Consider the following 1,621-nt stretch of genomic DNA (forward strand, 5'->3'; position numbering starts at 1 on the left):
ACATGAATCCCTCTCGGATTTGTGCAACAGAGCCACCGCGAGCCAAAAACCGATCGCGCTGAAAAATTGATCGAAGCCGCTCGGCCACCAGCACGATTTCTTGAAGGTCAGGGTCGATATGGTCTGCCAGAGGCGTGAGGACGTTGTTACCAATGCAGTTTCCAGCACCATCGCCTGCTTGAAGAACCAGGCCCTGTCCCAGATTAAACCGCGCCCTGAGCGCGGTGTCCACGGCCGATCGAACCTTTTCGCGGTCCAGGCACCGCGCGAGATAGACCGGGGCGGCTCTGCCATCAATTGTCAGCGTGCCAAGGTATAGAAGGTGATCAGACAATTCTTCGACGGCGGGAACATCAAGCACATGAGCAAGGCGGGTTTTCAAATGTTGTTCCACCCAGTCGCTGCGAACGCGGTAGGTCTGATAACGTTCTCGATTGCCACCAGAAGCCGTCTGTCCATCTGACACTTTCAGCGCGGCCCCCTCACTCTCGACGACGACTTCTGCAACAATTGGACCCATCTCGTCCTCATCGTCGATCAGATCGTCGTCTTCCCAACCGGCAAGAACCAAAAACCCAAAATCAATCAAAATATTCGGATCAACACCACGATCGAGCAACCAAGCCCCACCGATTCGATCAGCCCCAATGTCCCAGATCGCCAGCAAGGCCGGTAAAGCCGCCATGCTTTCTGCGTCGCTCGGCGCACGTCCGTCTCGCAGGATACCCCAATACCGCAGTAATCGATGGCCTAAAATTCTTTCGGACGGATCGTCGAGACTGAGCAAGCTGCTGGTATTGCGATCGGTCAGGGTAAAGTTAAGTGTCTCGGTTTTTTCACTGCCCATCCGCCGATACTGCACCGCGATCTCGATGAATCGGATGGCAACGGCCCGCTGGAAGATCTTTTGGAGGCCGGGTTGATCTTCAATAATTGCGCTGATGTCCTGCTCGATCGTGGTCGAAAGCGACAGCCGATTGGCAAGATTGCCGATGCTGATATCTGCCCGAATGACCCGTGCCCGCATCACAACAGCTTCGTCGAAGGTCGGAAGATCCAATTCAAACCCGCCCAAGAACTGCGAGATGTCGTAGGCCTGAAAATCGACCGGCTGGTTTGAGTATGGCTGCTCCAAGGCGGTCTCGATAAACTGCTCCGCAATCGTGTGTCTGAGGCTTCTTGTCGCCGCCCTGACATGAACCCGTCCGGTTGACGGGGTATAGACAATCATTGCTTCGCCCGGCGGGCGGAAGTAAATTCGCGAACGGTTTCCATCGTCGTCGATCTCGCGGACGCTGGTTGGCGGGTTCGGGTGAAAAAGAAGGTACATTTCTGCTGCAGGCTCGTCATCGCCTTCAGGGATGTCGAACTTGTCGATGCTGTAGCCGTCACCGCGATCAAGACGGGTGTTAAGATCAGCAAGTAGCGCTGTCAGCACGGCGCTGGATGCTTCCGGACCTCCGTCGATCGACGGCGCAGCCAGAAATGTCTGATAATGCCTGTCGAACCGTCTGTAGAGACGCAGATGCAGTGTGTTCTCAGCGGCCTCGACTCTGTTGCGCAAATCAGCTGACGGACGGTTTTCCCCTTACCCCAGACGGATTTATGCCACTGCCTTTGT

At 55.5% G+C, this 1,621-nt stretch carries 1 protein-coding gene; it reads right to left on the reverse strand.

Translation table 11 applies throughout. From position 1 onward, the window contains the following. Positions 1–1,438: hypothetical protein (locus BMX16_RS17175; protein WP_143058098.1), on the reverse strand; the 1,438-nt coding region annotated here is incomplete at its 3' end. Positions 1,439–1,621 lie beyond the last annotated feature (183 nt).

Origin of the sequence: Loktanella fryxellensis, assembly GCF_900110065.1 — a bacterium.
GTDB lineage: Bacteria > Pseudomonadota > Alphaproteobacteria > Rhodobacterales > Rhodobacteraceae > Loktanella > Loktanella fryxellensis.